This window comes from Streptomyces sp. NPDC006624 (assembly GCF_040611555.1).
Classification (GTDB): domain Bacteria; phylum Actinomycetota; class Actinomycetes; order Streptomycetales; family Streptomycetaceae; genus Streptomyces.
In genome coordinates, this window is sequence record NZ_JBEXOM010000003.1 from 559205 (window position 1) to 567143 (window position 7939).

The window sequence follows — 7939 nt, forward strand, 5'->3', positions numbered from 1 at the left end:
GACGGCCGCGACCGCGAGTGCCGGGCATCCGTTTCCGAATGCCCTTCACGGCCCCCGCGGTGCGATGGATCAAAGCACGCTGCGGGCGCGCGCTTCCAATCAACCAAGCGCCTCACCAGGCAACTTGCGTCCCAGCGGTACCGATCCGTGCAGGTCTGCGCACGGCTTGGCGGCGACTTCTTCACATGCGCCACCGCATCGGCGCATTAGGGCCCTTGCCCGCCCGGACATCGAATCCGGCACTCCACACCAAAGGCGTGACCCACGCGACCGCGGTGTGGACAACCCTTCTCGCGGTGACCGCCTTGGGTATTCGATGTGCAGATTCGCTGAAGCCAGGATTCGACTCTCCGACCACAACAGATCGTTTCCGAGTGGATACGGAGCGTTTCCTTCCGGGGGTGCGGAGGGCCGCGGTCGCTGAAAGGCCGTCATCCGGCCATGGGCTCCGCGAGATGGTCGCGCACCCTGTGCGGCGGACGGGCGTCGCGACCAGGGCCGTCACCGGCCGTGCGGTCGGCGTGCGGCCGGGGGGAGTTGGCCGGTTCCCCGGTGCGACGGCACCACCTGCAAACGGAATTGAACGCCCCACGCCACCCGTGCGTACCAACAGCCATCCAGGCGCCCCCCAGAAGCTGCCGGACGGCGGCACCCACTCCGTCTCCAGGAGGAGAGAAGTTTGAGTCACAAGCGAATTCCGAAGCGCAAGGCCGCGATAGCGGCGGGCAGTGTGGTGGCGCTCGGCGCGGCCGCGATCCTGCTCCCCAACGCCAACGCGTCGCAGGACGGTTCGTCCGACGACGCGGCGGCAGCGCCGAAGACCCTCAAGGCGGGCGACGCGTCGGATCTCGCCTCGCAGCTCTCCGGGCTCCTCGGTGAGGCGTTCGGCGGCTCCTACTACGACAGCGACAACAAGCAACTCGTCGTCAACGTCGTACCCGGCGACAACAACAACGTGATCGTGCAGGCAAAGGCGGCCGGCGCCAAGGTGCGCGAGGTCGACAACAGCTGGTCCGAGCTCCAGGACGGGGCCTCCACGCTGAAGTCCGAGGCGACCATCGCGGGCACCTCCTGGTCGATCGACCCGCGCACCAACAAGCTGCTGGTGACGGCCGACAGCACGGTCACCGGCGCCAAGTGGGACAGACTGGAATCCACCGTGCAGAGCCTCGGCTCCGGCATGGCCACCCTCAAGAAGTCCTCCGGCACCTTCAAGCCGTTCGTCTCCGGCGGCGACGCCATCTTCGCGGGCGGCTCCCGCTGCTCCCTCGGCTTCAACGTCACGGCGGGCGACGGCTCACCGGCGTTCCTGACGGCCGGTCACTGCACCCTCGGCGGCAACGAGTGGTCGGACACCCAGGGCGGCCAGCCCATCGCCACCGTCGACCAGTCGACCTTCCCCGGCACCGGTGACTTCGCACTCGTGAAGTACGACGACCCGGCGACCCAGGCGCCCAGCGAGGTCAACACCGGGGACCAGACGGTCCAGATCACCGAGGCCGCCGAGGCGACCGTCGGTCAGCAGGTCTTCCGCATGGGCAGCACCACCGGGCTCGCCGACGGCCAGGTCCTCGGCCTCGACGCCACGGTCAACTACCCGGAGGGCACCGTCACCGGGCTCATCCAGACCAACGTCTGCGCCGAGCCCGGCGACAGCGGCGGCTCGCTCTTCACCCAGGACGGTCTCGCGATCGGCCTGACCTCCGGCGGCAGCGGCGACTGCACCGCCGGCGGTGAGACGTTCTTCCAGCCGGTCACCACCGCCCTGGAGGCGGTCGGCGCGACCCTCGGCGGTGGTGCCGCGGGTGGCGGCGCCGGTGCGGGTGAGGAGGCCGGCAACGGCCAGGGCGCCGGCAACGGCCAGGGTGCTGAGAACGGCCAGGGTGCCGAGAACGGCCAAGGTGCCGAGAACGGCCAGGGCGCCGAGAACGGCCAGGGAGTCGGCAACGGCCAGGGTGCCGGTGCCGGTGACCAGGCCGGTGCGGGTGCCGGACAGGAGCAGGCCGGCGGCGAGGAAGCGGGCGCCGGTGCCGGTCAGGAAGCGGGCCAGGGCGAGCAGGACCACTCGGAACTGACCGAGTCGCGCTGACCCCGTACGCGTCGGCAGCCGGTCCGACGACGCCGGCCCGGTCCCGCCCCCCTTCCTGGCGGGACCGGACCGGCCACCGGCGTCCGGGGCACGCTCCGGCGCCGGGCGGCGACGGATCCGGCCGGTGATGCGGACGGGCCGGTCCTCCAGCGGGAGGACCGGCCCGTTCCGCTGTCCGCGCGCGGCACGGCACCACCGGGGGACGAGTCCCGGCCCGCACCAGCGGCCCGCACCGCCGGAACGCGCTACCCCACAGCCCTGAGCAGCAGCACGGCGATGTCGTCGAGCCGCTCCTCGCCGTCGAGCCGGTGGCCCTGACGGCGGATGAGGCCGTCGGCGAGCTCGTCCAGCGGCTGCTCCCCTGCGTCGGCCAGACGGCGGCACAGTTCGGCGAGGGACTCCTCGAAGTCCGTGCCGGGGGACTCGACGAGGCCGTCGGTGTAGAGGACGAGCAGCGAACCGGGCGGCAGGGCCACCTCCGTCGCCGGGTACACCGCCGAGGCGTCGATACCCAGCAGCGGCCCCCCCGCCAGGTCGAGGACACGCACCCGCCCGTCCGGTCGGAGCAGCAGCGGCGGCGGATGACCGGCCCGGGACATCACGGCCCGCCCGTGCGCCGGATCGAGCCGCAGATACAGGCAACTGGCGAACAGTTCGGCCCCCAGGTCGAGCAGCAGCCGGTTGGTGCTGCGCATGACCTCCTCCGGCGCCTGCCCCACGGCCGTGTACGCCCGGACCGCCGTGCGGACCTGCCCCATCAGCCCGGCCGCCGTGACGTTGTGGCCCTGGACGTCCCCGATCACGGCCGCCGCCGTCTGCTCGGTGGTGCCCACCAGGTCGTAGAAGTCACCGCCGATGTCCATGCCCTGAGTGGCCGGCATGTAGCGGCCCGCCGCCTCGATGCCGGGCAGTGCGGGCAGCGAGTGCGGCAGCAGGGCCTCCTGCAGGCCGTGCGCGAGCCGGTGCTTGGCGTCGTAGAGGAGCGCCCGCTCCAGCGCCTGGGCGATCAGCCCGGCCAGACTGGTCATGACCGCGCGCTCTTCCGTCGGGAAGTGGTGCGGCTCGGCGTAGGCCAGCACACAGGTCCCCACCGGCCGGCCCTGGGCGATCAGCGGCAGATAGGCCCAGGCCTCGAACCCGTCGCGGGTCCCGGCCCGCGCCGGGTACAGCCGCTCCAGTTGGTCCCGCGTCTCGAAGAACGCGGGTACGCCCGTCCGCAGCACCTGCGTGCCGGGCGTCGGCTCGGTCAGCGGCAGCCCGTCGAACCGCTCCACCACGTGCGCGTCCCGGTACCCGCGATGCCCGAGCACCCGCAGCCGGTTCGCCCGCGAGCCCAGCATCACCAGCGCCTGGCTGCCCACGGCCGGGGCGATCTCGTCCGCCACGAGCTGCACCACGTCCTGCACCCCGACCGCCTCGGTGAGCGCACCGGCCAGGTTCAGCACCTGCGAGATCGTCACCAGCCGGGACGGAGCCCCGTCGGGCGGCGGTACGGCGCGGTTCATCTCCGACACGGCACGGGAGCGGGTGATGCGCACGCTCAGGCCCGTGGTGCTCGGGTACAGCCGGAACGACAGCCACTCGCCGGGCGGGCGCAGCGCCACGAACGAGGTGGTGTGCTGGCTCAGCAGCGCGGCCCGGTAGCGGTCCTCGTAGACGGGGTCGTTGAGCCAGGGCACCGACGCCCACAGCTGCGTGCCGAGGAGGCGGCTGACCGGGACGTTCAGCAGCTCGGCCGCCGCCGCGTTGACGAAGCCGATCCGCCCGTGCAGATCCAGCGACACCAGTCCGTACGGCAGCCGGCTCACCATCCGGGCCGACTCGACCGCGCCGAGCGTCCCCGCCATGCCGCCGACCAGGGGCGCGGCGACCAGGTCGGTCTCGGGCTGCGGCGAGATGCTCTGCGCGGCGGCCCGCTCCAGCCGGACCGCCAGCCGGCTGCACGCCGCCGTCAGGTGCTCGCGCTCGTGCTCGGACAGGTCGGGGGGATGCGCGCCCGGCCAGGTCACGAAGACCGCGCCGTACACGGTGGACTCGGTGGCGATCGGCACCGAGGCCAGGGCGAACGGGTAGGGCAGGACCACGGCGATGCGCGGATAGCGGCGGGCCATCTCCTCCTCGCCGCCGACCCACACCAGCCGCCGCTCGCGCGCCGCGTCGGCGACCGGGATGGGCGCGCTCAGCCCGACCCGCTCCCAGGGCGCCGCGAACGCCCGGGGCAGCCCGGCCATCACCGCCATCTCCAGCACCGGCTGGTCGGGGGCCAGCAGGTAGACCGCGCCGGAGTGGGCGTGCACCTCGTCCATCATCGAGGCCAGCGCCAGGGACAGCACCGGACGGCCGACCGGGGTCCTGGCGGCCGCCGGCGCCTGGGCGGACGACTGCACGTCGGACACGCCGACCACCTCCTCGCACGGCCGCGCGACCGGGTCCAGGAACAAATCTCCCCCCTGGCGGCCCGACGCGCACCACGAGCGGCCGGCGGAGGACGTCCGCTCACCCTCGGTCACCTCCTCCCGGCCTGCCCGGACGCGCCGGCGTACCCCGACGACCTGAGCCCATGCCCCCGTACTCGAAGCGCGGCCGGGCGTACGGGCGCCGCGTGTGCGCCCCCGCGCACCCCGATGGCCGAATCCTCGTGGCCACGCACGGTCACCGTCACGAACAATGGGCACGCGATCAACAGACGAGGGGCGTGGGGCGAGCCGTGGGGGTGGCAGTGATCCGGGTGCTTCTGGTGCACGACGAGTGTCTGGTGCGATCGGTGCTGGCGGAGTGGCTACGGGGGGAGCCCGACCTCGTGGTGCACGACACGTCCTGGCACGGCGCGCCGGGGCTGGTCCGCTCCGCCCGGCCGGACGTGTGCGCGGCGGACCTGGAGTGCGCGGACTCCTACGGCATCCCCCCGCTGGGCGAGCTGTGCCGGACGGGCCCGGCGACGCGCTCCCGATTACTCGTGCTCGCCACCGCGAACCGGCCCGGCCTGCTGAAACGGGCCGTCGAGGCGGGGGCGCTCGGGTACGTCGACAAGGAGGGCTCGCCGCAGAACCTGCTCCGCGGCATACGCCGGGTCGCCGAGGGGGAACGTTTCGTCAACGACTCGCTCGGCTTCGGGTTCCTCAAGGCGGCCGAGATGCCGCTGACCCGCAGGGAGCTGAGCGTGTTATCCCTCGCCGCCGAGGGCGCCTCCGTCGCGGAGATCGCCGGCAGCCTGCACCTGTCCCACGGGACCGTGCGCAACTACATGGCCGCCATCACCCGTAAGACCGGGGCCCGCAACCGCATCGACGCCATCCGTATCTCGCAGGGGCAGGGCTGGCTCTGACCACCGCCGGGACGGCCCGGGCGCCCAGCTGCCCACCAGGTCCCGGTACAGCGCCGAGGACCGCAACAGCTCCTCATGGCTGCCGCAGTCCGTGCTCCGGCCGTCCATCACCAGCACCCGGCCGGCCCGGCGCGCCGAGCTGATGCGGTGGGCGACGACCACCAGCGTCCCGCCCGGCCGTCGCGCGAAGGCCCGCTCCGCCCGCTCCTCCGCCTCGGCGTCCAGATGGCAGGTCGCCTCGTCGAGCAGCGCGAGCGGGGCGTGCGACAGATACGCCCGGGTCAGCGCGATCAGCTGCCGTTCACCGGCCGACAGGGACGCCGGGTCCACGGGCGCGCCGAGACCGCCGAGCCGGGCGGCCAGCGGGGCGAGCCCGACCGCCTCGGAGGCGGCGAGCAGCTCCGCCTCCGGCACCGGGTCCGGGCGCAGATAGGCGAGGTTCTCGGCCATGGTGCCGCCGAAGACGTACGCCTCCTGCGGGATGAGCACACGCCGGGCGGCGGCCTCCGGCCCTGGCACGGGGTGTCCGTGCACGGTGATCGTGCCCCGGTCCGGTGCGAGGAGCCCGGCGGCGAGGGCGGTGAGCGTGGACTTGCCGGCGCCGCTGGGGCCGACGACGGCCAGGTGCGAGCCGGGCGGGAGGGTGAGGTCGAGATCCTCCAGGACGGGCGTCCCGGAGCGGCCGTAGGCGAAGGTCACGCCGGAGAGGGCGAGCGCGGGGGCGGGGGCTGCGCCGCCCGGGGGCGGGGAGGCGGAGCCGCTCTCCACGGGCGTGTTCTTCGCGGGTGCGCCCGTGTCCTGCGGTGGTGTGCCTGTGTCCTGCGGTGGTGCGCCCGTGTCCTGCGGTGGTGCGCCCGTGTCCTGCGGTGGGGCCAGCCTGCGCAGCACCACCGTCAGGCGCGAGCCGCTGGTGCCCAGGCCGTGGACCAGGTCGCGCAGGGCGGGCAGCAGGGACTGCGAGACGTAGGCGAGGGCGCCGACCAGTGCGCCCGCGGTGACGCCGTGGGCCAGGAGCCACGGGGCGGTGGCGAGCAGCAGGACGAGGGGCAGCCGGCCGCCGACCGTCAGCGACGCCACGCGCAGTACGCCCCAGCGGGCCAGGGAACGGGCCGCGCGCAGTTCCGCCCCGATCCGTTCGCCCACGCCGGCGGCGATCTGCTCCTCCGCCCCGGTCGCCGTGATGTCCCGCAGGCCCGGGCACACCGCACCCAGATGTCCGGCCAGCGCCTCGTCGGCGACCAGGAACGCCTCCTGCCGCCGGGCGAGGGGCCGCAGCGTCGCCGCGAACAGCGCCACACCGGCGGCCAGGGAAGGGCCCACGACGAGCAGGAGCGGCGGGGCGAGCGCGAACAGCCCGGCCAGGGCGCCCGCGGCCGTGAAGACGAAGGAGCGGGCGACCATGACCAGTCCGGCGAAGGTGTCCCGGGCGATCTCCACCTGCTGGGTCAGCCCCGACAGCGCCCCCGCGTCGCCGGTCCGCACGCCCCGGGCCACCACCCGCTCCACGAGCCGGTCCCGCAACGGTTCGACCAGCGCGGCGACTGCGGAGTGGACCCGCGCGGTGCCGTACGCGCCGAGCAGTACGCCGAGCCCCGTCACCGCCAGCCACACCAGCCCGACGTCCGGGCGCCCGCGCAGGAACCCCTCGTCCAGTGCGCGGGCGGGTCCGTATCCGATCAGGAAGGTCTGCCCGGTCTCCAGCACCGACCAGAACGCGAGCCGCAGCAGGACCCGCCGCCGGGCCAGCAGGAAGCGCAGCCCCCGGACGGGCAGGGCCGTGCGGTGACCGGAGCCCGTGCCGGTGCGGCTGCCGCCGGGTGAGGGATGCGTGCCAGGTCGGCGGGGGGTGCGGTGGGGGACCGGCTTGCTGCGCGTGGTGCAGGGGGCCGGTCCCGCGTCTGTGCCGTCCAGGACCGGCTGCGCATGCGTACCGTCGGGGACCGGCTGCGCATGCGTGCCGTCCGGGACCGGCTTCGCATCCGTGCCGTCGGGGACCGGCTCGCCGCCGGTGCCGTTGGGGCCCCACTCCCCGCCCGCTCCCGTCGGCTTCCCGCCCGTCCTCCTCATGTCCCCGCCCCCGCACCCGGACTCAGCCGCCTCGGCGTTTCCGTTTCCGTTTCCGCCCGCGCGGTGGCCGGGTCCTCCGCCTCCGCGAAGACCGCCCGGTACTCGGGGATCCGCCACAGTTCCTCGTGTCGTCCCACCGCCCGGACCCGTCCGGCGTCCAGCCAGGCGACCGCGTCCGCGCGGGCGGCCGTCGCGCTGCGGTGGGCGACCAGGAGCCGCGTGCTGCCGGGGCCGGCGCCGAGCAGGGCGTCGGTGATGTGGCGTTCCGTCACCGTGTCGAGGCTGGAGAGGGCGTCGTCGAGGATGAGCAGACGGCCCCGGTGGGCGAACGCCCTGGCGAGGCCCAGCCGTTGGGACTCGCCGCCGCAACTGGCACATCGAGGGCCTCGCCGTCCGCCCGGACCACCGGATGATCGGCCACACCGGCTTCCTGCTGACCGCCCGCCGCCTCGCCGACG

General features: G+C 74.2%; 3 protein-coding genes and 3 pseudogenes. 3 read left to right on the plus strand and 3 right to left on the minus strand.

Annotated elements, in window-relative coordinates; genetic code table 11:
* Positions 1 to 679: 679 nt before the first annotated feature.
* Positions 680 to 2089 carry a S1 family peptidase gene (locus tag ABZY20_RS08920; protein ID WP_356438637.1) on the plus strand — a complete coding sequence of 470 codons (1410 nt, stop codon included), beginning with the start codon at positions 680 to 682 and terminating at the stop codon, positions 2087 to 2089.
* A gap of 245 nt (positions 2090 to 2334) precedes the next feature.
* On the opposite strand, the gene ABZY20_RS08925 is transcribed toward ABZY20_RS08920, so the two are convergent.
* The gene (locus ABZY20_RS08925) at positions 2335 to 4485 is read right to left on the minus strand and encodes a SpoIIE family protein phosphatase (protein WP_356438640.1); all 2151 of its coding nucleotides are present in this window, start codon (positions 4483 to 4485) and stop codon (positions 2335 to 2337) included.
* Positions 4486 to 4808: 323 nt separating this feature from the next.
* Here ABZY20_RS08925 and ABZY20_RS08930 point away from each other — a divergent pair, with 323 nt between their 5' ends.
* Positions 4809 to 5414 (plus strand): response regulator transcription factor, encoded by a 606-nt coding sequence (locus tag ABZY20_RS08930; RefSeq protein WP_356438711.1) that lies wholly within the window; start codon positions 4809 to 4811, stop codon positions 5412 to 5414.
* Between the two features lie 291 nt (positions 5415 to 5705).
* Here the strand turns inward: ABZY20_RS08930 and ABZY20_RS08935 are convergent.
* Positions 5706 to 7481, minus strand: a pseudogene (locus ABZY20_RS08935) (ABC transporter ATP-binding protein); the annotation flags it as partial.
* Positions 7478 to 7846, minus strand: a pseudogene (locus tag ABZY20_RS08940) (hypothetical protein); the annotation flags it as partial. The pseudogenes ABZY20_RS08940 and ABZY20_RS08935, both read right to left, overlap by 4 nt.
* Between ABZY20_RS08940 and ABZY20_RS08945 the strand changes: the two are divergent.
* Positions 7846 to 7939, plus strand: a pseudogene (locus tag ABZY20_RS08945) (tRNA (adenine-N1)-methyltransferase); the annotation flags it as partial. The pseudogenes ABZY20_RS08940 and ABZY20_RS08945 sit on opposite strands and share 1 nt — an antisense overlap.